19 protein-coding genes are annotated in these 22,831 nt (G+C 72.1%); 6 read left to right on the forward strand and 13 right to left on the reverse strand.

Annotated elements, in window-relative coordinates; all coding sequences use genetic code 11:
- Positions 1-40: 40 nt before the first annotated feature.
- Positions 41-700 (reverse strand): hypothetical protein, encoded by a 660-nt coding sequence (locus tag N4G63_RS13500; RefSeq protein ID WP_260785991.1) that lies wholly within the window; start codon positions 698-700, stop codon positions 41-43.
- Between the two features lie 283 nt (positions 701-983).
- Between N4G63_RS13500 and N4G63_RS13505 the strand changes: the two genes are divergently transcribed.
- From N4G63_RS13505 to N4G63_RS13515, 3 genes are all read left to right on the forward strand, one after another.
- Positions 984-1,454: a FecR family protein gene (locus N4G63_RS13505; RefSeq protein ID WP_260785992.1), complete on the forward strand. Its 471-nt coding sequence runs from the start codon at positions 984-986 to the stop codon at positions 1,452-1,454.
- 35 nt (positions 1,455-1,489) lie between these two features.
- Entirely contained in the window at positions 1,490-2,113 is a 624-nt protein-coding gene (locus N4G63_RS13510) for an OmpA family protein (RefSeq protein WP_260785993.1), read from the forward strand.
- 76 nt (positions 2,114-2,189) lie between these two features.
- Positions 2,190-4,343, forward strand: a complete 2,154-nt coding sequence (locus N4G63_RS13515; protein ID WP_314599806.1) for a CHASE2 domain-containing protein — start codon at positions 2,190-2,192, stop codon at positions 4,341-4,343.
- An 85-nt stretch (positions 4,344-4,428) separates the two neighbouring features.
- Here the strand turns inward: N4G63_RS13515 and xerD are convergent, their stop codons facing one another.
- A complete protein-coding gene (gene xerD / locus N4G63_RS13520; protein ID WP_260785995.1) occupies positions 4,429-5,358 on the reverse strand; it encodes a site-specific tyrosine recombinase XerD in 930 nt (309 codons plus the stop codon).
- 21 nt (positions 5,359-5,379) lie between these two features.
- Positions 5,380-6,351, reverse strand: a complete 972-nt coding sequence (locus tag N4G63_RS13525; protein ID WP_260785996.1) for a tripartite tricarboxylate transporter substrate binding protein BugE — start codon at positions 6,349-6,351, stop codon at positions 5,380-5,382.
- Between the two features lie 75 nt (positions 6,352-6,426).
- Between N4G63_RS13525 and N4G63_RS13530 the strand changes: the two genes are divergently transcribed.
- Positions 6,427-7,329: an AEC family transporter gene (locus N4G63_RS13530; protein ID WP_260785997.1), complete on the forward strand. Its 903-nt coding sequence runs from the start codon at positions 6,427-6,429 to the stop codon at positions 7,327-7,329.
- Between the two features lie 75 nt (positions 7,330-7,404).
- Here N4G63_RS13530 and N4G63_RS13535 read toward each other — a convergent pair whose 3' ends face one another.
- Complete coding sequence (locus N4G63_RS13535) at positions 7,405-8,124, reverse strand: hypothetical protein (protein WP_314599807.1); 720 nt, start codon at positions 8,122-8,124, stop codon at positions 7,405-7,407.
- A gap of 377 nt (positions 8,125-8,501) precedes the next feature.
- Here N4G63_RS13535 and N4G63_RS13540 point away from each other — a divergent pair, with 377 nt between their 5' ends.
- A complete protein-coding gene (locus N4G63_RS13540; RefSeq protein ID WP_314599808.1) occupies positions 8,502-9,425 on the forward strand; it encodes a hypothetical protein in 924 nt (307 codons plus the stop codon).
- Between the two features lie 66 nt (positions 9,426-9,491).
- Complete coding sequence (locus tag N4G63_RS13545) at positions 9,492-10,970, forward strand: hypothetical protein (protein WP_260786000.1); 1,479 nt, start codon at positions 9,492-9,494, stop codon at positions 10,968-10,970.
- 1 nt (position 10,971) lies between these two features.
- Here N4G63_RS13545 and N4G63_RS13550 read toward each other — a convergent pair whose 3' ends face one another.
- From N4G63_RS13550 to N4G63_RS13590, 9 genes are all read right to left on the reverse strand, one after another.
- A complete protein-coding gene (locus N4G63_RS13550; protein WP_260786001.1) occupies positions 10,972-11,955 on the reverse strand; it encodes a DMT family transporter in 984 nt (327 codons plus the stop codon).
- 10 nt (positions 11,956-11,965) lie between these two features.
- The gene (locus tag N4G63_RS13555; RefSeq protein WP_314599809.1) at positions 11,966-15,685 is read right to left on the reverse strand and encodes a molybdopterin cofactor-binding domain-containing protein; all 3,720 of its coding nucleotides are present in this window, start codon (positions 15,683-15,685) and stop codon (positions 11,966-11,968) included.
- A complete protein-coding gene (locus N4G63_RS13560; RefSeq protein ID WP_260786003.1) occupies positions 15,682-16,155 on the reverse strand; it encodes a (2Fe-2S)-binding protein in 474 nt (157 codons plus the stop codon). The genes N4G63_RS13555 and N4G63_RS13560 overlap by 4 nt, the downstream gene beginning before the upstream one ends.
- Positions 16,152-17,336, reverse strand: a complete 1,185-nt coding sequence (locus N4G63_RS13565) for an ABC transporter substrate-binding protein (protein ID WP_260786004.1) — start codon at positions 17,334-17,336, stop codon at positions 16,152-16,154. The genes N4G63_RS13560 and N4G63_RS13565 overlap by 4 nt, the downstream gene beginning before the upstream one ends.
- Entirely contained in the window at positions 17,333-18,058 is a 726-nt protein-coding gene (pncA, locus tag N4G63_RS13570) for a bifunctional nicotinamidase/pyrazinamidase (protein WP_260786005.1), read from the reverse strand. Before pncA ends, N4G63_RS13565 begins: the two co-directional genes overlap by 4 nt.
- Positions 18,059-18,093: 35 nt before the next feature.
- Positions 18,094-18,825 (reverse strand): ABC transporter ATP-binding protein, encoded by a 732-nt coding sequence (locus N4G63_RS13575; RefSeq protein WP_260786006.1) that lies wholly within the window; start codon positions 18,823-18,825, stop codon positions 18,094-18,096.
- Positions 18,822-19,595 (reverse strand): ABC transporter ATP-binding protein, encoded by a 774-nt coding sequence (locus N4G63_RS13580; protein WP_260786007.1) that lies wholly within the window; start codon positions 19,593-19,595, stop codon positions 18,822-18,824. The genes N4G63_RS13575 and N4G63_RS13580 overlap by 4 nt, the downstream gene beginning before the upstream one ends.
- Entirely contained in the window at positions 19,592-21,490 is a 1,899-nt protein-coding gene (locus N4G63_RS13585) for an ABC transporter permease (RefSeq protein ID WP_260786008.1), read from the reverse strand. The genes N4G63_RS13580 and N4G63_RS13585 overlap by 4 nt, the downstream gene beginning before the upstream one ends.
- A 126-nt stretch (positions 21,491-21,616) precedes the next feature.
- Positions 21,617-22,822, reverse strand: coding sequence for an ABC transporter substrate-binding protein (locus tag N4G63_RS13590; RefSeq protein ID WP_443112056.1), 1,206 nt, complete (start codon positions 22,820-22,822; stop codon positions 21,617-21,619).
- Between the last annotated feature and the right edge of the window lie 9 nt (positions 22,823-22,831).

Raw genomic sequence — 22,831 nt, forward strand, 5'->3', positions numbered from 1 at the left:
GCGCGCAAAGGCATCGGCAAGGCGCGCTTCGTCAGCCCGCTCAGGCCGCGCGGCTGACCAGGTACTGGGAGTAGAAGTTGGCGTAGTCGGCCGCGTTGCTGGCCGAGATCTGCGAGCGCACTTCGGCCGGCGTGTACGGAAAGTTCAGCACGCCAGGCGACGCCTGCTCGGTCAAGGCGTTGAACATCGCGGTGATCCACACACGCACGACGCTGGGCGCGTTGTTGAGCGCGTAGAGCAGGTCCAGCACCGAGGTCGTGGCGTCAGCGCCCACCGGATCAACGCCGAACAAGTCCTTGAACCGCAGGATGCTCAGCGGATCGGTGGCGCTTTCAGCGACCTTGCCCGTCGGCCACGAGGGCGCGCTGGTCGGCCAGTTGCGGGCCACCGGGTGAACGAACATCTTCACGGCCGTGGTGTAGTAGTACTCCGGCGCAAAACCCGAGCAGGTCGAGCCGGTGCCGGTGTTCGAGTTGACACCCGACATCGCGCCCGACAGCGAGCACACCCGGTTGTCGGGCAGCAGGTTGGGCGCGGCAAAGCTCTGCAGCGGCACCGCAGCGCCCAGCACCACACCGCCGCGGCGCAGGCCCTTGAGCAGCGCGCGCCGGCGGGCCAGGGCATCCCCCGAGAGCGATTCGGTGGCTGCGGCGGGAAACTGCCCCTCGCCAGGCAGTCGGGAAGTGGGTTCGTTTTGCATCGTGGACCTCGGCCGAACGCCCGGAACCGCTGGCGGTTCTGTTCGAGCCCGAGCGGCGGCACACCACTGACGGGAACGGTAGCGTTCTGATACCGGAGAAGATAACCCGGATCGGTGACGATTCCGTGGTCAATAGTGCGCAAACCCCGCACTTCAGGGCCCCGCCAGACGGCGCGGGATCAGCCTTTCCCCCCAAGTTGCACCGCCCCGGAACGGTGCCGGATGCCCGCTAAGATCGGCGCATCACCGCACCCGGGCCGATGCCGCCATCGCCCTGCACGCCATGTCCCGTCCGATCTTCCGCATTTTTGCCATCGGCGCCTTGCTGCTGGCCACCGTGCCCAGTTGGGCGCAAGCCAGCGAGGCCGCTGCCGGCGTGGTCAAGCGCAGCGCGGGCAGCGTGACGCTGCTGCGCGGCGGCGCCGCCCCCGGCCTGGCGCTGGCGGTGGGCCAGCCGGTGCGGGTGGGCGATGTGGTGCGCACCGGCGGCGACGGCCGGGTCGGCATCACGCTGGCCGACGACACGCTGCTGGCCGCCGGCCCGAACAGCGAGCTGGTGCTGAGCGAATTCGCCTTCAATGCCACGACGCAAGAAGGCGGCATGCTGCTGTCGCTGTGGCGCGGCACCATGGCCATGGTGACCGGCCTGCTGGCGCGCAAGTCGCCCGAGAAGGTGAATGTGCAGACCCGCACCGTGGTGCTGGGTGTGCGCGGCACCGAATTCATCGTCGACGCTGGCGAGGGTGCACGATGACCGCCGGCCGCCACACCCCCACCGCCATGACGCGCATGAGCCAACACCCCCGCCGTCCCGCGCCGCAGCGCCACGCCGGCGCCCTGCTGCTTGCCCTGGTGGCCGTGCTGGGCGCCGGTTGCGCCAGCGTGACCGACCGCGTGGTGCTGCTGCCCCAGCCCGATGGCCGCCCCAGTGCGGTGGAAGTCAAGGCCGGCAGCCAGCGCCTGCTGCTGGCCCAGCCCTACGCGGCAGCCGAACTGAAGGGCCAGGATCTGCAGCCGGTCACGCTGGACGCCGCCACGGTGGCCCAGCGCTACGGCGAACTGCTGGCCAGCCAGCCGCCGCGGCCGCAGCGTTTCGTGGTGCGCTTCGAATCCAACGGCAACCGCCTGACGCCCGAATCGGCGCCAGTGCTCGACGACATGCGCAAGGCGCTGAGCAGCCTGCAGGCGCCCGAGGTGATCGTGACCGGCCACACCGACCGCGTGGGCAGCCTCGAGGCCAATGACCGCCTCTCGGTGGTGCGCGCCGAGGCCTTGCGCGAGATCCTGATCGAGGCCGGCCTGCCGCGCGCGGCGATCACCGTGATCGGCCGGGGCGAGCGCGAACCCGAGGTGCCCACCGACGACGAGGTGGCCGAGCCGCGCAACCGCCGTGTCGAGATCAAGCTCCGCTGAGGCGGAGCCTGCATCGGATCGACCCATCCGGGCGGCGCTGCGCCGCCGGGCCCGCCGGTGGCTGGCGCCGGCCCGTGTGGCAGGCCTGTTGGTGCTGCTGCTGGGCAGCCATGCGCTGGGCCTGCTGAACCTGCCGCCACTGCAGCGGCTGGATCTGCTGCTGCACGACAGCCTGCTGGCCGCCTTTGCCCCCACCGAACGCGAGCCGCGCGTGGCCATTGTCGACATCGACGAGCGCGCCTTGGCCGCCCATGGCCGCTGGCCCTGGCGGCGGGCCCTGCTGGCCGAACTGGTGGACTGCATCACCGGCGACCAGGGCGCCCACCTGGTGGCGCTGGACATGGTGCTGGCCGAGCCCGATGCCGGCCCCGACACCGCCGCGCTGAAGCGCCTGCTCGACGGCCCCCTGCGTGACCGGCCCGAGGCCGCGGCCGCCCTGCACAGCCTGCTGCCCAGCCTGGACGACGATGCGCTGCTGGCCGCCACGCTGGCCCGCCGGCCGGTGGTGCTGGGGCTGGTGCTGACGCCGCAGCCCCACGGCGCCAACACCGGCGCCCTGCCGCCCGCCGTGATGCCCGACCGCGCGCTGGGCCCGCGCCTGTACGAGCTGCCGGTGTGGCATGGCCACGGGGCCAATCAGCCGCTGCTGCAGCAGGCGGCGCGCGGCGCCGGCCATCTGAACGGCCTGGTGGATGTGGACGGCGTGGTGCGCCGCGTGCCCCTGCTGGTGCGCCGCGAAGGCCGCGTGCTGGGCAGCCTGGCCCTGGTGACCGCCCAGCACTGGCTGGGCAGCCCGGTGGCGGTGAACCCGCTGCCGCCGGCCGCGGCGGCGGCCTGGTCGCCACTGGGCGGTTTGCGGCTGGCGGGCCCGCGCGGCACGCTGGCCTTGCGCGTCGACCGCCATGGCGAGGTGCAGGTGCCCTACCGGCGCGACGGCGGCTTCAAGCGCTACTCGGCCGCCGATGTGCTGTCGGGCCGGGTGCCGGCCGATGCGCTGCGTGGGCGCATCGTGCTGGTGGGCGTGGGCGCGGCCGGCCTGGGTGACCAGCGCCTCACGCCGCTGGCCGGCACCGTGCCGGGCACCGATGTGCAGGCCAGCCTGCTGGCCGGCCTTCTGAACGGCGAGGTGCGCGCGCAGCCGGCCTGGGCCGGCCCGCTGCAGGCCGCGCTGCTGCCACCCGTGGCCTGGCTGCTGCTGCGCGGCTACCGGCACCGGCGGCTGGCCGTTGGTGCGCTGTGGACCGCGGCGGTGCTGCTGGCCAGCCTGGCCCTGCTGGCCGCCGCCTGGGCCGGCCTGAACGCCTGGCTGCCGGGCGCGGCCCTGATCGCCCTGCCGCCGCTGCTGCTGGCCCTGCACCTGGTGCGCTCGTACCAGGCCATGCACGGCGCACGGCGGCAGCTGGCGGCGCTGTTTGGCCAGTATGTGCCGCCCGAGCTGGTGGCGCAGATGAGCCGCGAGCCGGCGCGCTACAGCATGTCGAGCCGCAGCGCCGAGATCACGGTGATGTTTGCCGACGTGCGCGACTTCACGCGCATCGCCCAGCAGCTGCCGCCGGCGCAGCTGAGCGCGTCGATGAACCTGCTGCTGTCGCACCTGACCGACATCGTGCGCGAGCACCGCGGCACGCTGGACAAGTACATCGGCGATGCGGTGATGGCCTTCTGGGGCGCGCCGCTGGACGACCCCGACCAGGCCCGCCATGCCGTGGCCGCGGCGCTGGCCATGCAGGCCCGGCTGCCGGTGCTGCGCGCCGAGCTGGCGCCGCTGGGCTGGCCCGAGCTGGGCCTGAGCATCGGCATCAACACCGGCACCGTGGTGGTGGGCGACATGGGCTCGCGCCACCGCCGCGCCTACACGGTGATGGGCGACGCGGTCAACGTGGCCGCCCGGCTGCAGGCGCTGGCCGCCCGCGAAGGCCTGGGCCTGGTGATCGGCGAGCGCACGCGCCAGGCCCTGGACGGCCGCTTGTGTCTGGCGCTGGGCACCTGGCAGGTGCGCGGGCGCGACGGCGCCGAAGCCGCCTGGCACCCACTGGCCTGGCACCCGGGTGAAAACGCGGTGGCTGACCGCCTGGCCCAGCGCTGGGCGCGCCTGCGCGAGGCGGTGGAGGCCGGCCGCCACGACGAGGCCCGCGCCATGCTCGACACGCTGCAGGCGGTGGATGGCGTCGATCCGCTGCTGCTGTGGCAGCGTGCGGCGCTGCAGCGCCTGGCCGCGCGCCGCGACTGAACGCACCCGCGGTCGGTAACCGGTAACCGGTAACCGCCAGCCGGCAGCTTGCAGCGGCGGCTGCGGCAAAGGCCGCCGCCAGCGCTCAGGCCCGCGGATGGTGCTTGGCGTGCAGCTGGCGCAGCCGCTCGCGCGCCACGTGGGTGTAGATGGTGGTGGTGGCGATGTCGGCGTGGCCCAGCAGCATCTGCACCGCGCGCAGATCGGCGCCGTGGTTGAGCAGGTGGGTGGCGAAGGCATGGCGCAGCGTGTGCGGCGACAGCGGCACCAGGATGCCGGCGGTGCGCGCATGGCGCTTGACCAGGATCCAGAACATCTGCCGCGTCATCGGGCCGCCACGCGCAGTGACAAACAGCGCCGTGCTCTGCTGCCCGCCCAGGATGGCGGCGCGCGCCTCGCGCAGGTAGCGCTCGATCCAGTCACCGGCCTCGGCGCCAAAAGGCACCAGGCGCTCGCGGCTGCCCTTGCCCATCACCCGCAGCACGCCCTCCTGCAGGCCCAGGTGCACGCTGGCCAGGCCCACCAGCTCGCTCACGCGCAGGCCGCTGGCGTACATCAGCTCGAGCATGGCGCGGTCGCGCAGGCCCAGCGGCTCGGCCACGTCGGGCGCGGCCAGCAGGGCCTCGACCTGGGCCTCGCTCAGCACCTTGGGCATGCGCATCGGCTGGCGCGCGCCGGCCAGCCGCAGCGTGGGGTCGGCCGTGGTGCGGTGCTCGCGCAGCGCCCAGCGGAAGTAGCGCTTGAACACCGTGAGCCGCCGGTTCGCGGTGGTGGCGCGGGAGGCCGCATGGCGGTGGGCGATGTAGCCCAGCAGGTCGGACTCGCGCGATTCGTCCAGCGTGCGGCCGTTCTGGTCGGCCAGCCAGTGGGCGTACAGGGTCAGGTCGCGCCGGTAGGCCTCGAGCGTGAGCTTGGACAGCCCGTCCTCGATCCACAGCGCATCGGCGAAGCGGCGGATGGCGTCGCGGCTGGCATCGGGCAGCGCGGGCGGGCTGTCGTCGGGCGAACGGCGCATGCAGGTGCAGGTGAAGGCGTCTTAGTCCAGCTTGAGCCGCTGCGCCTCGACGACCTTCTTGTAGACCTCGAACTCGGCCTTGATCTGGGCGCCGAACTCGGCCGGGCTGTTGGCCACGATCAGCGAGCCGGTGTCCTCGATGCGCTTTTTCACGTCGGGCAGGGCCACCGTGGCCTTGACCGCGGCGTTGACCTTGTCGACCACCTCCTTCGGCAGGCCCTTGGGGCCGTAGATGCCGTAGTAGGCCATGCGGTTGACGGGCTCGAGCCCCACTTCCTTGAAGGTGGGCACATTGGGCAGCTGCGGCAGGCGCTGCGGCGCAGCCACCACGATCGGGATCAGCCGGCCGTCCTTGATGAAGGGCAGTGCCGAGGGCAGGTTGTCGAAGATCATCGGCACCTGGCCGGCCACGGTGTCGTTGAGCGCCGGGCCCGCGCCGCGGTAGGGGATGTGCAGCACGAAGGTGCCTGACAGGTTCTTGAACAGCTCCATCTGCAGGTGGCCGATGCCGCCGGTGCCGCTGCTGCTGTAGCTGTACTTGCCGGGGTTCTTCTTCAGCTCGGCCAGGAAGGCCTTGTAGTCCTTGGCCGGAAAGCTGGGGTGCACCGCGATCACGTTGGGCGTGGCCGCCACATTGGTGATCGGCGAGAAGTCGGTCAGCGGGTTGTAGGCGATCTTCGGGTTGATGGCCGGGTTGGCCGCCGTGGTGCTGACCGTGGCCATGCCCAGGGCATAACCGTCGGGCGTGGCGCGCGAGGTCTCGGTGGCGCCCACCGAGCCGCCGCCGCCGGCCTTGTTCTCGACTACCAGGGTCTGGCCCAGCGCCGGGCCGATTTTTTCGGCCACCACGCGGGCGATGATGTCGGTGGTGCCACCGGGGGCGAAGGGCACCACCAGGCGCACCGGCTTGGTGGGATAGGCCTGGGCCAGCGCCAGCGCAGGCGCCACGGCCAGGGTGGCCAGCAGGTACGGGGCAAAGCAACGACGGTTCATGTGCATGTTGAGGTGTCTCCGGTGCGGTGCAAGGCCCACAGTCTGCATCAAGCCGGGCTGGCACACTGGTGGCACATGCCCGACCCATTGATCCTGCTGCCCGACTTTGCGCTGATTGCGCTCGGTTACCTGCTGTGCCGCCACACCCCGCTCGACCGCCCGGTCTGGGACGGGGCCGAGAAGCTGGTGTACTACCTGCTGTTTCCGGCGCTGCTGTTTTACGCCATCGTCAAGAACCCGATCCAGCCCACCGCCATGCTGCAGTTCGCCGGCACCGGCCTGGCGGTGGTGGGCTGCGGCATCGCGCTGGCCTATGCGCTGGCCCGTGCCCCGGGGGTTGACCGGCTGATGCACGCCTCGGGCGCGCAGACGGCCTTTCGCTTCAACAGCTATGTGGCGCTGGCGCTGGCCGAGCGCCTGGCCGGCGCCGAGGGCGTGGCGCTGCAGGCGGTGCTGATCTCGGTGTGCGTGCCGGTGTGCAACATTGCCGCGGTGTGGCCGCTGGCGCGTGCCGGCGGCCATGGCTACCTGCGCGAGTTGGTGCGCAACCCGCTGATCGTGGCCACCGTGTCGGGCCTGGTGGCCAACCTGGCCGGGCTGCAGCTGCCGGCGCTGGCGGCCACCACCTTGTCGCGCGTGGGTGCCGCGGCGCTGCCACTGGGCCTGATGGCGGTGGGCGCCGGCCTGCGCTTTGGCGCGCTGCGCGAGGCGCCCTGGCTGGCCGGCGGCTTCATGGCCATCCGCCATGCGCTGCTGCCGGCGGTGGCGCTGGGCCTGGTGCTGCTGCAGCGCCTGCCCACGGCGCAGGCGGCGGTGCTGGTGTCGTTTGCGGCCATGCCCACCGCCAGCAGCGCCTATGTGCTGGCCACGCGCATGGGCGGGCATGGCGGCTATGTGGCCGGGCTGGTCACCGTGTCCACCCTGCTGGCCATGCCCGGCCTGCCGCTGGCGCTGGCGCTGCTGGGCTGGCTGCGCTGAGCGGCGGTGGGCGACGCTGCCGCGCGGGCCCGCGGCGGCCCGGGCCGCGCCCCCGGCGGCGCCCCAACAGCGCCGTCAGCGCCCTTCCGGCACCGCCAGCAGGTGCAGCAGCGTGGCGGTGGGCTTGGCCTGGTCGGACAGCGCAGCGTATTTTTCCCACAGCGCATCGAGCTCGCTGCGCAGCGCGTCGCGCTCGCGGGCGGCCAGCCACAAGCGGCCCCAGCAGAACAGGTAGTCGTCGGCCGGCGCACCGGGCCCTTCGCTCACCACCTGGGTGGCCAGACCGCCCTCGCGCAGGCTGATCTGCAGCGCCAGCCAGCGGGCCTGGCGCGCCAGCGCCGCGCCCAGCGCAGGACGGGCCATGGCCTGCCAGTGCGCGCCCATGTCCTCGAACGCCGCCTCGTAGCTGGCCAGCGGTGCGTCGCGCAGGCTCACCACCAGGCGGTCGGCCACGCAGCGGTACTGCGGCAGGCGGTGGCGGCCCCGCAGCAGCGGCGCACAGGGTCGGATCAGGCCCAGCTCGAGCAGGCGCTTGATCCAGTAGCTCATGGCCGGTTTTTTCATGCCCAGCAGCGCCGCCGCATCGGCCAGGCCTGCCGCGCGGCCGAGAAAGGGCCGCAGGTGCAGGCGCTGTGTGGGCTGCCACAGCAGCGCCGCTGCGGCCGGATCGGTGATCTGCAGCTCGGCCGCGGCCACCCAGGCGTACGCGTCACCGGGCTGTTGGGCCGCGGGCACAGCCTGGGCCACGGGCATGCCCACGGCCGCGGGCTGGGCGGCGTCGGCGGGGGAACGCACGGCGGGCTTGGGCATGACGGTGGCGGTGGCGGTGGCGTCGTTCAGGCCGACCCATGTTATTTGAACCCTGGGCCGCCTACGCTGCGGCCGCGGCCTGCAACGGGCCGCGTGTCAGGCCACAGGAGAAGCCCACAATGCCCCGCCACCGCCCCCCGTGTTCAACCCCTTGGCAACGCCGTGCCTGGCTGCGGACGGCCGGCCTGGCCGCGCTGGGCCTGGCCGGATGCGGCGGCGCAGGCACGGACGCCGGCGCGCCCGGTGGTGCCGAGGCCAGCGCCGCCGGGGCCGCGGGCAGCGGCGGCGGCACGGCCGCTGGCGTTGGCGGCACGCGCGCCGGCACCCCACCCGCCACGCCCGCCGGAGCGGCCACCGGCACCATGACAGGCACCACCACAGGTACCACCACGGGCACCACCACCAACACCACACCCGCCGCAACGCCCGGCCCGGCCGGCACCCTGGTCTACCGCAACGGCAGCATGGGTGCGGTGTGGCGTTTTGCCAGCGCCAGCGGCCTGAGCTACGAGCCCGGCCCGCTGCCCTTTGTGCGCGTGGGCAGCGTGGTGTCACCGCAGGGGCAGATCATCAATGCGCTGGAGCGCGACAACAGCGGCGTCAGCTTCGAGATCCGCCGGCTGGATGGCAGCCTGGTGAGCACGCAGCGCATGAACCGGCCCTTTGCCATCATGACCAGCGCGCTGCGCTTCGACCCCGCCGGCGCGCGGGTGGCGCTGAGCCTCGACGAACCCACCTCGGCCACGGTGGACGATCGCATCGAGCGCACCCTGGTGATGCGCTGGCCCGACGGTGCGCTGCTGGCGCAGTTTGACGGCTGGGCCAAGCCGGTGTTCGCCGGCCACGATCTGCTGCTGCGCCACCCCGACAGCGGCCGCCTGCGCCTGGTGGACACGGCCTACAGCGACCGCGGCTGGCTGGCCGACATCCGCACCGAAACGCCGATGGGCAGCTACAGCGCCTCGGACGACGGCCGCCACGTGCTGTGGAGCGACGGCCCGCTGATCCGCGCCTACGACCGCCAGACCGCCACCGCCTGGGTGGCGGCGCAGCGCACGGTGAGCGATCTGCACAGCCCCTGCCTGTCGCCCGATGGCCGCTGGCTGGCGCTGCTGACGCTCGACCAGGCCTCGCTGCAGACGCTGCCCCACCTGTTCTACACCGTGGTGCCGCATGTGCTGCCCTTCAGCCTGGGCCGCACCGTGACGGTGGACTCCGCGCGGCATGCCTTTGACGGGCCGCTGGCCGAATGCATCGGCCCGATGGGCTGGACCCTGGCCAGCTGAGACCCCTCGCTACACTCGCGGCACCTTTCAGCCCGGGCCCTGGCGGCCCTTGATGCCCCTGCCGCGATGACCCTGCGCCGCCTTGCTGCCACCCTGACTGCCCTGACCACCACCACACTGGCCGCCGCCCTGCTGCCCGGCGGCGCGGCGCATGCGACCGGTGCCGACCGGCCACAGTCGATCGGCGTGGGCTACGAGCGCTGGACGCTGCCCGGCAAAGAGGCCATGGGCACGGCCCATGCCCAGGTGCTGTTCGAGGTGGCGCCTGACTGGTGGGTGGGCCCGGCCGTCTACGGCGCGGTCAGTGGCCAGCGTGGCGGCTTCTTCGTCGGCGGCGTGGCCGCGCAGCGTCCGATCACGCTGTGGCCGGGGCGCCTTTGGTTGCTGCCCCAACTGGCCGTGGGCGGTGGTGGCGGCGGTGGTGCACCAGTCGGCAATGGCCTGATGATCCGCCCTGGCCTGGGCCTGGCCACCGGCCTGGGCGACTGGAAGCTTTCGGCCGGCGTGTCGCAGGTGCGCTTTGCCGGCACCGACATCCGCAGCAGCCAGTTCGCGCTGCAGCTCGAATGGCACAGCTGGTTCAGCGCCCAGCCGCTGAGCCGCCTGGGCCAGCGCATGGGCGCCTCGGGCCGCAGCGGCCTGGGCGTGGACCGCATGGCGCTGCTGGGCGGCAGCTACCGCCTGAAGGCCGGCGCGCCCAATGCCAACGTGCGCCTGGTGGGCGTGCGGCTGGACCGCCTGCTCGACGCCGGCCTGCCGGTGGGCGTGGAAGCCGCCGCCGCGGCCGACGGGCCGAGCGCCGGCTACATGGAGCTGCTGGCCCATGCCGGCCGTGAATGGGCGCTGGCCGACACGCTGCATGTGGGCGTGCGCGCCGCGGTGGGCCTGGGCGGCGGCGGCGCCGTGCCCACCGGTGGCGGCGTGATCGGCCATGCCGAGGGCACGCTGGCCTGGCAGCCCAGCCCGGGCTGGCGCGTGGGCGTGGCCGCCGGGCCGGTGGCCGGCCGCAGCAAGGCGCTGCGCGGCAACCGGTTTGAGCTCAGCCTGAGCGCCGACCTGGAACCCGGTCTCGACAGCCGTGGCCCGCGCGAAGGCACGGTGCGCCGCATCGAGTGGGCCGGCTCGCTGCAGCAGATCGACCGCGTGGACCGCCGCGACGGCACGCGCCGTGCGATGCAGACCGTTGGCCTGCAGCTCAACCACTGGCTGAACCCGAACGTCTATGTCACCGGCCAGGCGCACAGTGCCTTTGGTGGCGGCGTGGGCGCCTATTCCATCGGCCTGCTGGGTGCTGGCGCGGCCACCGCGCCGCGCTGGGGCGGCTGGCAGTTTGGCGCCGAGCTGCTGGCCGGCGGTGCCGGTGGCGGTGGCGTGCAAAGCCTGGCGGGTGCCATCGGCCAGGGCATGGCCTGGGTGGGCAAGCTGCCTGCGGGTGATGGCCCGCACTGGCGCGCCGGCGTGGGCCTGGCCCGCGGCAAGAGCGGGCCGGTGAGCCCGGTGCTGCAGCTGGGCTGGGTGGTGCCGTTCGGGCAGATCGTTCGTTGATTCAGCGCGGCGGCGACAGCCGCCGCCCCAGCCACACCGTGGCCACCACCGCCAGGCCGAAGCCCAGGCTCTCGGCCGCCACCGGCTGGCCGTGGATGGGCCAGGCGAACAGCATCGCAAAAAAGGGCTGCAGCAGCTGCACCTGGCTGACCCGCACCGCATCGCCCCAGGCCAGCGCGCGGTACCAGGCAAAAAAGCCGATCCACATCGAGAACAGGCTCACATAGGCAAAGCCCAGCCACGCCGAGGGCGCCACCGCCGCCCAGGCGGGCTGCTGCGCACCGCTCCACAGCGCCAGCGGCAGCGTGACCGGCAGCGCGGCAATCGTCACCCAGCAGATCACGCGCTCGGCGCCCAGCGCCGGTGTGATGCGCGCGCCGGCCACATAGCCCACCGATGCCGCCAGCACGCCCAGCGCCAGCCCCAGATCGGCCGCTGATGGTGCGAAGCCCTGCCCAGCCTGCTGCGCCCGCCACAAGCTGAAGGCCACCACCAGCGCGCAGCCGGCCAGCGCGCAGGCCCAGAAGCCGGCCGCCACACGCTGGCGCCAGGCCAGCGCCGCCACCGCCGAGGTGAGCAGCGGCGCCAGGCCGATGATCACGGCCGCGTGCTGGCTGGTCTCGGTGCGCAGCGCCACGGCCAGCAGCAGCGGGTAGCCGATGGCATTGCCCAGCGCCGCCAGCGCCAGCAGCGGCCACATCGCGCGCGTGGGCCAGGCGGCCCGCGTCAGCAGCAGCAGCGTGGCCGAGCACAGCGCCGCCACCACGGCGCGGGCGCTGGTGACAAACAGCGGCGAGAGCTGCGGCGCGGCCGTGCTGCCGGTGGCCAGCTGGGTCATCGGCACGGTGAGGCCGAACATGGCCATCGCCGCGATGCCCAGCAGCAGGCCCAGGCGGGCGGAGCCTGCGCCGGCCGCCGCAGGGCTGGCGGGCCTGGCGGATGTGGCCGGCGCAGCCGTCGCGTCGGTGCCCGGGCGCGGCGGCATCGGCCCAGGCTCAGCGCGCCGCACCGGCCGCCGCGGCGCGGCGCTCGATGTCGGCACGTACCTCGGCGCGCACCCGCGCCACCGCCGCCGGCAGCTCGGCCCAGGCCGGCCGGCCGGGCGCGAAGCGCTGGCGCATCCAGCCGGCCAGCTCGGCGATCTGGCGATCGTTGAGCGCGTCGCCAAAGGCCGGCATGTGGCCGATCTCGACAAAGGCCGGGCGCTGCAGGCCCTCGATCACGGTGCGGATCAGGTTGTCGGGCCGCGCGCTGTGCAGCGTGGCGTTGAGCGCCAGCGGCTGGTTCAGGCCCAGCAGCTGCGGGCCGTCGCCGTCGTGGTGGCAGGCGCCGCAGGCGCTGTCGAACAGGCGCTGCGCCGGGCCCAGCAACTGCGGCTGGCGCGCCGCGGCGGCCTGCACCGTGGCCTGGGCCAGCGCCTGGGCCTGGGCCTCGATGGCCACCGCCGGCATGCCCGTGGGGGCTGGCTGCAGCGACACCAGGTAATGCGCCATTGCCCGCACATCGGCCTCGCTGACCTGGGCCAGGGCCTGCACCACCTCGGCCATCGGCCCACCGGCGATGCCGTGGCGGGCGTGGTGGCCACGGCGCAGATAGTGGGTGAGCGCGTCTTCGGTCCACGGCACCGGGCCGTTGGCCAGCGCGCCCAGCGGCGGTGCCTCCCAGCCATCCACCCGCGCGCCGGCCAGGTAGGCCGTGCGCGACAGCTCGGCGCCCTGCGCATTGCGCGGCGTGTGGCAGGCACCGCAATGGCCCAGGCCGTTGACCAGGTAGGCGCCGCGGTTCCATTGCGCGCTGCGGTTCGGCTGCGCCGCCACCGGGCCGGCTTGCAGGTGCAGCGCGTTCCAGCCGGCCATCAGCGGGCGGACGTTGTACGGGAAGGCCAGGCGCGTCTCGGGCACTGGCTGGTGCACGGCGGGCTGCACCATCAGGTAGGCGTACAGGGCCTGCAGATCGTCGTCGGTGGTCTGGCTGAAGGCGGTGTACGGAAAGGCCGGGTAGAGGTGGCGGCCATCGCGCGAGAGGCCCTCGCGCATGGCGCGCTGGAAGGCGCTGAAGCTCCAGGTGCCGAGGCCTGTTTCGGCATCGGGCGTGAGGTTGGTGGTGAACACCGTGCCAAAGGGCGTGTGCATGGCCCGACCGCCGGCATTGGGCACGCCGCCCTCGGCGGTGTGGCAGGCCACGCAGTTGCCGATGGCGGCCAGCTGGCGGCCGCGCTCGATCACCTCGGGCGCATACAGGCCGGCGGCGCTGGCCTGCACCGGCGCGATGGCGGGCTTCCACCCCGTCAGGCCGGCCAGCAGGCCCAGACCGCCCGCCGCCAGCGCGCCGGCCATGGCCCACCACGGGCGCGCGCGGCGCTGGGGATCGGCCACCTGATGGGCGGGCTGGACTTCGGCCACCGGTGGGGTTGCCGCAGCGCTCGCCCCGGGCGCCGGAAGTGGATGCATCGCCGCCCGCAGCACCTCGGGCGTGAACGGCGGCTGGCGCAGGCGCACGCCGGTGGCATCGAAGATGGCATTGGCAATGGCTGCGGTGCCGGGCACCGAGGCCGATTCGCCCACGCCCAGCGGTGGCTCGCCGGGGCGCGGCATCAGCAGCACCTCCACCACCGGCACCTCACGGAAGCTGAGGATGGGGTAGCTGCCCCATTCGCGGCTTTCGGGCAATTGCGTGGCCGGGTCGATGGCCACCCGCTCCTTCAGTGCCCGGCTGGTGGTCTGCAGCACGTTGCCGTGCACCTGTTGCTCAATGCCTTTCGGGTTGACCATCAGGCCCTGGTCCTGCCCCACCACCACGCGCTTGACATGCACCTCGCCGGTATCGCGATGCACCGCCACATCGGCCACCCAGGCCGCCCAGGCGGCGCCATAGCCCGGGAACTTGCTGTGCACATAGCGGGCATAGGCCACGCCCTGGCCCTGCAGCCATTCGCCCTGCGCGCCTTCGGCCGCCTGGCCCTGCGGCTGGGTGTGCGGCACCCAGCCGGCCTTGGCGGCGGTGGCGCGCAGCAGCTCGGCGGCGCGCTCATCGCCCAGGTGCTGGAGGCGGTAGGCCACCGGATCGGCGCCGGCGGCGTGGGCCAGCTCGTCGATGTAGCTCTCGTGCGCAAAGCTGTTGGGCAGGGCCGAGACACCGCGCAGCCAGCTGGCGCGCAGGATGGGCGCCATGTCGTTGACCGTGATGCGCTGCGCCGGGTAGCCATAGGGCGGCACCGAGGTGCGGTCGCCCATCTCGAAGGCCTGGCTGACGGCGGGCACCGCGCAGGTCAGCAGCAGGGCCAGCGTGGGCGCGCCGTTGCTGGGGTAGCTGGTGGCAAAGTCGTAGGCCAGCGGCGCGCCCTGGGCATCAAGCCCGCCGCGCACCTGCATCAGCTGGGCCGCGCCCTTGGGCTCCCAGGCATGCTCCTGCTCGCGGGTGAGCTGCACGCGCACCGGCGCGGCCACGGCACGGGCCAGCAGCAGCGCGTCGGCGGCCACGTCGTCGGCGCCGTTGCGGCCGTAGCAGCCCGAGGCCTCCAGGCGCACCACGTCGATCGCGGTGTCGACCAGGCCGGTGAGTCTGGCCAGATCGGCGCGCAGCACATGCGGGTTCTGCGTGCCGGCCCAGACGGTGGCGCTGGCCTGCCCGTTCACATCGGTGGCCCACTCGGCCACGGCGCACGAGGGGCCGATGGACGCATGCAGTTGGTAGGGCCAGACATAGCTGCGGTCGAGCCGCTGGGCGGCACCGGCCAGCGCGGCGTCCACATCGCCTTTGCTGCTCACCACCCGCGCGGTGGCCGGATTGGCGCTGATGGCCGCGGCCAGATCGCTCAGGTCGGGCTGCGGCGTGAACGGCGCCCACTCGATGCGCAACGCGCGCATCGCGGCGTCGGCCTGCTCTTCACGCTGCGCGACGATGCCGATGAAATCGCCGATCACCACCAGCTTGACGATGCCGGGGATGTGGGCGATGGAGGCTTCATCCACCCCCCGCAGCGAGCGGCCGACGAACTCGCCCGCATCCACGCCGGCATAGGGCGGACGCACCACGCGGCCGTGCAGCATGCCGGGGCGGCGCACGTCGTGCACATACACGGCCTCGCCGCTCACCTTGGCCGGCAGGTCCACGCGCGGCGCGCTCTGACCGACCAGGCGGTAGTCGGCCACGGCCTTGGTAGGCGTGGCGGCATCGAGCATCAGCTCGGTGTGCTGGCCGGCCACCAGTTCGGCATAGGCCAGCGTGCGGCCATCGGACGCATGCACCGCGCCGGCCTCGGTGCGCAGCGTGGCCGCATCACAGGCCCAGCGGCGCGCGGCCTCGGCCAGCAGCCAGCACCGGGCCTGGGCCGCGGCCAGGCGCAGGGGCTGGGCGTGGATCTGGATCGAGCTGCTGGCAATCGTCGGGCCCTGGTTGGGCGCTCGGCCGGTGTCGCCCAGCAGCATGCGGGTGCGCTCGAAGGGCTGATCCAGCTCTTCGGCGGCAATCTGCGCCAGCGCGGTGGCCAGGCCGGTGCCCAGGTCCACATGGCCGGCCAGGCCCAGAGCGAAGCCGTCGTCACACAACGCCAGCAGCACTTCGGCACCTTCGGCCGGGTTGCCCGGCACCATGGCCGGCTGGCCCCTGGCCGGCGGTGGCGGTGCGGGCGGATCGCGCAGCACCAGCAGCACGCCGGGCGCGGCGCGGAAATCGGCGCGGCTGCGCCAAAGTTCAGCGCGGGGCGTGTCGCTCATCCACGCTCCGCCATCGCCTGCGCGGCGGCCTGCACCGCCGCCAGGATCTCGAGGTGCGTGCCGCAGCGGCACAGGTTGTGCGACAGCGCCGCCCTCGCCTGCGCCTCGGTGGGCCGCGGCGTGCGGCGCAGAAGCGCCACGGTGCTCATCACCATGCCGTTCAGGCAGTAGCCGCATTGCGCGGCCTGGGTGCTCACGAAGGCCTGCTGCACCGGGTGCAGCGCGTCACGCCGGCCCAGGCCTTCCAGCGTGGTGACTTCGCGCCCGCCCACGCCTTCCACCGGCATGGCGCAGCTGCGTGCGGCCACGCCATCCACCAGCACGGTGCAGGCACCGCACTGGCCCAGGCCACAGCCGTACTTGGGGCCGTTCAGGCCCAGGTCGTTGCGCAGCACGGTGAGCAAGGACGTGCCGGCGGTGGCCTGCACCGCGCAGTCGCGCCCGTTCACATGCAGCAGGCGCTGGCTCATCGGCGCAACTGTCCCGCAGCATCCACGATGCTCAGTTCCACATGGCGCCAACCCAGCCGGGCGCTGCGGCTGTAGTTGACGAAGACCCCGCCCAGGTTCAACTCGCCCAGACCCAACAGCGCTTGCGCCAGACGCTCGCGGCTGGGGTTGGCACCGGCGCGCTGCAGGCCCGCCAGCGCGATCCTGGCAGCGGCAAAGCCTTCGATGGACGCGAAGGACAGCGGCTCGGCGGGATGGGCGGACTTCATCGCGCGCTGGTACTCGAGCACCAGAGGCAAGGCCCCGCTGAACGGAAAGGGCACGGCCTGCGCGATGACGATGCCACGGGCCTTCGCGGCACCGATGGCCTTGACCAGCGGCTCGGCGATCACCACCGACATCGTCAGCAGCGACAGGCCGCTGCCTGCGGTCTCGCGCAGGGCCTTGGCCAATTCGCTGGCATAGCGGCCGGCGCAGACCATCAGCACCGCATCGGGTTTGCTGGCCAGGGCCTGGGCGGCGGCAGCGGCCATGTTGGCCTCGATCCGGTCGGGCGCACCATCGACCATGACCACGCTGACCTGCATGCCGGCCTCCTGCGCGGCGGCCTGGGCCACGCGGGCCATGGCCGGGCCAAAGGCGATGCTGTAGGCCACCACGGCCACACGCTGCTGGTTCATGGTGCGCGCATGCTGGATCAGCGCGCGCACCTCGTCGGCATAGCCGGCGCGGAACGGGAAAACGTTCTCGGCGTCGATCACCGCCTTGTCGCCCTGCAGCGGCGCGATCATCGCGATGCGCTGGCGGCCGAACACCTCGTCCTTGGCCAGTGCGGTCAGGCCCCCGGTGTTGACGAAGCCGATGAAGCCCAGCACGCGCGGGTCGGGCAGAAGCTGCTTGTTGACGATCTCGACCATGCGGCCCGGGTTCAGATCATCGTCATGGTTGACGACACTGACCGGCCGGCCGTTGACGCCGCCGCGCGCATTGACCTGGGCGAACAGCGCATTCATGCCCAGCAGCATGCCGCGCGAGTTGTTGGCAGCCGAGGCATTGGTGGTTGACGCCACCTGGGCCAGCACGATGGGCTCGCCAGCAGCATGCCCCACAGGCGGCACGGCCAGCGCGGCGCTGCCCGCGCCGCCCAGGCTCAGCAGCCGCAGCACATCGCGCCGGCGCGCCGTCATGGTCGAGCGACTCACGCCAGGGCGATGTCGCTGCTCTGGATGCGCTTGACGCCCTTGGCCGTCATCTGCTTCCAGGCGGCCGCCAGCGAGCCGTTCAGGTCGATGCCGCGGCAGGCGTCTTCCACCACAAACACCTCGAAGCCGGCCTTGCGCGCATCCATCGCCGTCCAGGCCACGCAGAAATCGGTGGCCAGGCCGGTGATGTAGAGCTTCTTGATGCCGCGCGCCTTCAGGTAGCCGGCCAGGCCGGTGACCGTCTTGCGGTCGGCTTCCTCGAAGGCCGAGTAGCTGTCGACGCCCTTGTTGTAGCCCTTGCGGATGATCAGCTGCGCGGTCGGCAGCTTCAGGTCCTTGTGCAGCGCGGCGTCGTCGGTGCCCTGCACGCAATGGTCGGGCCACAGCACCTGCTGGCCGTACTTGAGCGTGGTGGTCTCGAAGGGCTTCTTGCCGCCGTGGCTGCTGGCAAACGAGGCATGGCCGGCGGTGTGCCAGTCCTGCGTGACCACGATGTTGGCAAAGGCCGCGCTGATCTTGTTGATCACCGGCACCACCTCCTCGCCCTTGGCCACCGGCAGCGTGCCGCCGGTGACAAAGCAGTTCTGCACATCCACCACGATCAGCGCAGCGTCGGTGCCGGGCTTCAGCGCCTGGGCGGCAAAGGCGCGCGGCACGGCGGCGGCCAGGCCGGCGGCCGACAGGGTTTGCAGGAAGGCGCGGCGTTGGGCTTGGGCAGACATGGCAACTCCTTGGGTGATGAATGACAACTGAACGCTCACATCGACAGATAGGCGCGCCGCACGGCCTCGTCGGCCGCCAGTTCGGCCATCGTGCCCTGCCAGCGGATCTGGCCCTTCTCGAGCACATAGGCGCGGTCGGACACCAGTTCGGCGAAATGCATGTTCTGTTCCGACAGCAGGATGCTGACGCCCTGGCGCTTGAGCGCCAGGATCATCTGCGCCATCTGCTCCACGATCACCGGCGCCACGCCCTCGCTGGGCTCGTCGAGCAGCACCACGAAGGGGTTGCCCATCAGCGTGCGCGCCACGGTCAGCATCTGCTGCTCGCCACCGCTCATGCGGCCGCCGGGCCGATCGGGCATCTCGCCCAGGTTGGGAAACAGCTTGAACAGCGCCTCGGGCGTCCAGGCCGGCGCGGCCGAGCCATCGGGCCAGCGGCGCGGCGGCTGCTGGCCCACGGCCAGGTTGTCCATCACGCTCAGATCGCTGAACACGCGCCGGTCTTCAGGCACCCAGCCCAGACCCAGGCGGGCGATGTCGTGCGGCTCCAGGCGCGACACGTCGCGGCCCATGAACCGCACCTGCCCGGCGCGCCGCGCCAGCAGGCCCATCACGGCCTTCAGCGTGGTGCTCTTGCCGGCGCCGTTGCGGCCCATCAGCGCCACCACCTCGCCACGCTTCACCTCGAGCCCGACATCGAACAGGATCTGCGCAGCGCCGTACCAGGCGGCGAGCCTGTTGACCTCCAGCAAGGTCTCGGCGGTCATGCGGCCACCTCGGCCTTCTTCTCGAAGGTGGCGCCGCTGCCGAAGTAGACCTCCTGCACCTTGGGGTGCTGGCGGATCTCGGCCGGCGTGCCTTCGGCGATCAGGCGGCCGCGGGCCAGCACGATCACGCGGTCGGCATGGGCAAACACCACGTCCATGCTGTGCTCGGTGAACAGCACCGCCAGGCCGCGCTCGAGCACCAGGCGTTTGGTCAGGGCCATCAAGTCGTTGCGCTCCTTGGGCGCCATGCCGGCGGTGGGTTCGTCCATCAGCAGCAGCTTGGGGTCGTTGGCCAGCGCGATGGCCAGCTCCACCCGCTTGACGTCGCCATAGGCCAGCACGCTGCAGGGCCGGTCGGCCTGCGTGGCCATGCCCACCTGCCTGAGCAGGGCCATCGCGTCGGCGCGGCGGTGATCGGCGGCGCGGCGCCACATGGCGTACAGCCGGCCATCGGCCGACAGCAGGGCCATCTGCACGTTCTCGATCACGGTGAGTGACGCAAAGGTCTCGGCGATCTGGAAGGTGCGGCCCACGCCCTGCTTCCAGATCTGGCGCGGCTTGCGGCCGATCAGCTCCTGGTCGGCCAGGCGGATCGAGCCGCTGTCGGGCCTGAGCTGCCCGTTGACCATGTTGAAGGTGGTGCTCTTGCCGGCGCCGTTGGGGCCGATCAGCGCCAGCAGCTCGCCGGCCGCCACGTTGAAGCTGATGCCGTCGACGGCGCGGTTGCCGCCGAAGGTCTTGCCCAGGTTGTTGACCGAAAGAAGGCTCATGCGGTGGTCCTGCGGCGATCCGCGATCTGCTCGGCCAGGCGGGCCGCAAAGCCCGCGATGCCCTGGGGAAAGGCCAGCACCAGCAGCAAGATGGTGCCGCCCAGCATGGCGCGCCAGTACTCGGTGCCACGTGCCACGCTGTCTTGCAGCCAGCTGAAGGTGACCGCGCCCACCACCGGGCCGGCCAGGGTTTGCACGCCACCCAGCAGCACCATCACCAGGCCGTCGACGCTCTTGCCCACGCTCATCGCATCGGGCGAGATGCTGCCCTTGCTGAACGCGAACAGCGCACCGGCCAGGCCGGCAAACAGCGCCGCCACCACAAAGGCCGCCCACTGGTTGGCCTTGACGTCGATGCCGATGGCATCGGCCCGCAGCGCTGAGTCGCGCCCGGCCCGCATGGCATAGCCGAATGGCGAGAACAAGACGCGGCGCAGCGCCAGCACGCCGGCCGTCACCAGCGCCAGGGTCAGCCAGTAGTACATGCGCTTGTCGCTCAGCCACTCGGCCGGCCACACGCCGGTGAGGCCGTTGCTGCCGCCGGTGACATCGTCCCACTGGAAGGTGATCGACCAGCAGATCTGCGCGAAGGCCAGCGTCAGCATGGTCAGGTACACGCCCGACAGCCGCACGCAGAACCAGCCGAACAGCACACCGCCGGCCGCGGCCGCCAGCGGCGACACCAGCAGCGCCGCCTCCATCGGCCAGCCGGCCTTGAGCATCAGCAGCGCCGCGGCATAGGCGCCCAGGCCGAAGTAGGCCGCATGGCCGAACGAGTGCATGCCCGCCGGGCCCATGATGAAGTGCAGGCTGGCGGCAAACAGCGCGGCGGTGAGCAGATCGATGGCCAGCACCACGCCGTAGCTGCCCTCGCCCGCCAGCACCGGCAGCAGCACCAGGCCGGTGAGCAGCACGGCCGCGCCGATCAGCAGCGGCCGGCCGGCGGCGCGCAGCGGCGCCTCGGCCTCGCCCACATTGCGGGTGGCGGCCTGCGCGCGGCCCATCAGGCCCCAGGGGCGCCACACCAGCACCACGGCCATCACCAGAAACTCGGCCACCAGCGTGAGCTTGCTGAAGCTGAAGGCGATGCCGAACAGATCGACCGTGCCGATGCCCACGCACAGCGCCTTGATCTCGGCAATCAGCAGGGCCGCCACGTAGGCGCCGGGGATCGAGCCCATGCCGCCCACCACCACCACCACGAAGGCATCGCCGATGGTCAGCAGATCGAGGTTCAGCGAGGCCGGCTCACGCGGCAGCTGCAGCGCCCCGCCCAGGCCGGCCAGCAGCGCGCCCAGCGCAAACACGCTGGTGAACAGCCAGGCCTGGTTGACCCCGAGCGCGCCCACCATCTCGCGGTCTTGGGTGGCGGCGCGCACCAGGGTGCCCCAGCGGGTGCGGGTGAGCAGCAGCGTGAGCGCGCCCAGCACCAGCGGCCCGACCACGATCAGCAGCAGGTCGTAGGTGGGAAAGCGCCGGCCCAGGATGTCGATCGAACCGGTAAAGCCCGGTGCCCGCGGGCCCAGCAGGTCTTCGGCGCCCCAGAAGGCCAGCGCCGCGTCCTTGATCACCAGCACCAGCGCAAAGGTGGCCAGCAGCTGGAACAGCTCGGGCGCGCGATAGATGCGGCGCAGCAGCGTCACCTCGACCAGCGCACCGAACACCCCCACGCCCACCGCCGCCAGCGCCAGCGCGGGCCAGAAGCCGAGCACCGGACCGACCTGCTCGACCAGCGTGTAGGCGCCATAGACGCCCAGCATGAAGAACGAGCCATGCGCAAAGTTGACGATGCGCGTGACGCCGAAGATCAGCGACAGCCCCGCGGCCACCAGGAACAGCGACGATGCGCCGGCCAGGCCATTGAGCAGTTGAACGACAAAACCTGAGAAGTTCATCCGAAGGCGAATCAAGGCGAATGAGTGAGCAAGGCACGGCCCGGCCCAGCGGCCGCCATGGCACCGGCTGTGCCGGACCATCGGCGGCGCCCCCTGGGGGGAGGCGCCGCAGGCGCTTCGGGGGGATCAGTTGCCCGGGCGCAGCTTGGCCACCTCGGCATCGCTCGGCTGGAACTTGGCGCCGTCGAAGTACACGTAGTCGACCATCGTGCCCTTGCCCTTGTCGTTCTTGGTCTTGCCCACGTAGGCGCCCATGGTCGACTGGTGGTCCTGCGCGCGGTAGGTGATCTTGCCCATCGGCGTCTCGAGCTGCAGGCCGCGGAAGGCGGTGATCAGCTTCTCGGTGTCGGTGCTCTTGGCCTTGGCGATGCCGGCGGCCAGGCTCTTGATGGTGCTGTAGCCCACCACCGAGCCCAGGCGCGGGTAGTCGTTGTACTTGCGGTGATAGGCCAGGAAGAAGGCCTTGTGCTCGGGCGTCTGGATGCCGTACCAGGGGTAGCCGGTGACGATCCAGCCATCGGGCGTCTCGTCCTTCAGCGGATCGAGGTACTCGGGCTCGCCGGTCAGCAGGCTGACCACGGTGCGGCTCTGGAACAGGCCGCGGGTATTGCCCTCGCGCACGAACTTGGCCAGGTCGGCCCCGAACAGCACGTTGAAGATCGCATCGGGCTTGGCATCGGCCAGGGCCTGCACCACGCTGCCGGCGTCGAGCTTGCCCAGCGGCGGAGCCTGCTCGGCCACGAACTCCACATCGGGCTGGGCGGCCTTGAGCAGCGCCTTGAAGGTGGCCACCGCGCTCTGCCCGTACTCGTAGTTGGGGTACACCACGGCCCAGCGCTTCTTCTTGAGCTTGGCCGCCTCGGGCACCAGCATCGCGCTCTGCATGTAGGTGCTGGGGCGCAGGCGGAAGGTGTACTTGTTGCCGCTGCCCCAGACGATCTTGTCGGTCAGCGGCTCGCTGGCCAGGTAGAAGAACTTCTTCTGCTTGGCAAAGTCGGTCAGCGCCAGGCCGATGTTGGACAGGAAGGCGCCCGTCAGCACGTCGACCTTCTCGCGCGACACCAGCTCTTCGGCGGCACGCACCGCGTCGCCCGGGTTGCCGTTGTCGTCACGCGTGATCAGCTGCAGCTTGGCGCCGTTGACGCCGCCGGCGGCATTGACCTCCTCGACGGCCAGCTCCATGCCCTTCTTGTAGGGTTCCAGGAAGGCGGGCTGGACCTTGTAGCTGTTGACCTCGCCGATCTTGATCACGCCCTGCGCGGCAACCGGGGTCAGGGCTGCCGCGCCCATCGTGGCAAGGGCGGCGGTGGCGATGAAGCTTCTGCGGAACATGGTCTGGAT

It is taken from the genome of Aquabacterium sp. OR-4 (assembly GCF_025290835.2).
Classification (GTDB): domain Bacteria; phylum Pseudomonadota; class Gammaproteobacteria; order Burkholderiales; family Burkholderiaceae_C; genus Pseudaquabacterium.

Coding starts and splice junctions, on each gene's coding strand:
- N4G63_RS13590 (WP_443112056.1), bottom strand. CDS start 22,822: ATGTTCCGCAGAAGCTTCATCGCCACCGCCGCCCTTGCCACGATGGGC.
- N4G63_RS13560 (WP_260786003.1), bottom strand. CDS start 16,155: ATGAGCCAGCGCCTGCTGCATGTGAACGGGCGCGACTGCGCGGTGCAG.
- N4G63_RS13585 (WP_260786008.1), bottom strand. CDS start 21,490: ATGAACTTCTCAGGTTTTGTCGTTCAACTGCTCAATGGCCTGGCCGGC.
- N4G63_RS13505 (WP_260785992.1), top strand. CDS start 984: ATGTCCCGTCCGATCTTCCGCATTTTTGCCATCGGCGCCTTGCTGCTG.
- N4G63_RS13575 (WP_260786006.1), bottom strand. CDS start 18,825: ATGACCGCCGAGACCTTGCTGGAGGTCAACAGGCTCGCCGCCTGGTAC.
- N4G63_RS13525 (WP_260785996.1), bottom strand. CDS start 6,351: ATGAACCGTCGTTGCTTTGCCCCGTACCTGCTGGCCACCCTGGCCGTG.
- N4G63_RS13540 (WP_314599808.1), top strand. CDS start 8,502: ATGACAGGCACCACCACAGGTACCACCACGGGCACCACCACCAACACC.
- N4G63_RS13555 (WP_314599809.1), bottom strand. CDS start 15,685: ATGAGCGACACGCCCCGCGCTGAACTTTGGCGCAGCCGCGCCGATTTC.
- N4G63_RS13580 (WP_260786007.1), bottom strand. CDS start 19,595: ATGAGCCTTCTTTCGGTCAACAACCTGGGCAAGACCTTCGGCGGCAAC.
- N4G63_RS13530 (WP_260785997.1), top strand. CDS start 6,427: ATGCCCGACCCATTGATCCTGCTGCCCGACTTTGCGCTGATTGCGCTC.
- N4G63_RS13545 (WP_260786000.1), top strand. CDS start 9,492: ATGACCCTGCGCCGCCTTGCTGCCACCCTGACTGCCCTGACCACCACC.
- xerD (WP_260785995.1), bottom strand. CDS start 5,358: ATGCGCCGTTCGCCCGACGACAGCCCGCCCGCGCTGCCCGATGCCAGC.
- pncA (WP_260786005.1), bottom strand. CDS start 18,058: ATGTCTGCCCAAGCCCAACGCCGCGCCTTCCTGCAAACCCTGTCGGCC.
- N4G63_RS13550 (WP_260786001.1), bottom strand. CDS start 11,955: ATGCCGCCGCGCCCGGGCACCGACGCGACGGCTGCGCCGGCCACATCC.
- N4G63_RS13510 (WP_260785993.1), top strand. CDS start 1,490: ATGAGCCAACACCCCCGCCGTCCCGCGCCGCAGCGCCACGCCGGCGCC.
- N4G63_RS13500 (WP_260785991.1), bottom strand. CDS start 700: ATGCAAAACGAACCCACTTCCCGACTGCCTGGCGAGGGGCAGTTTCCC.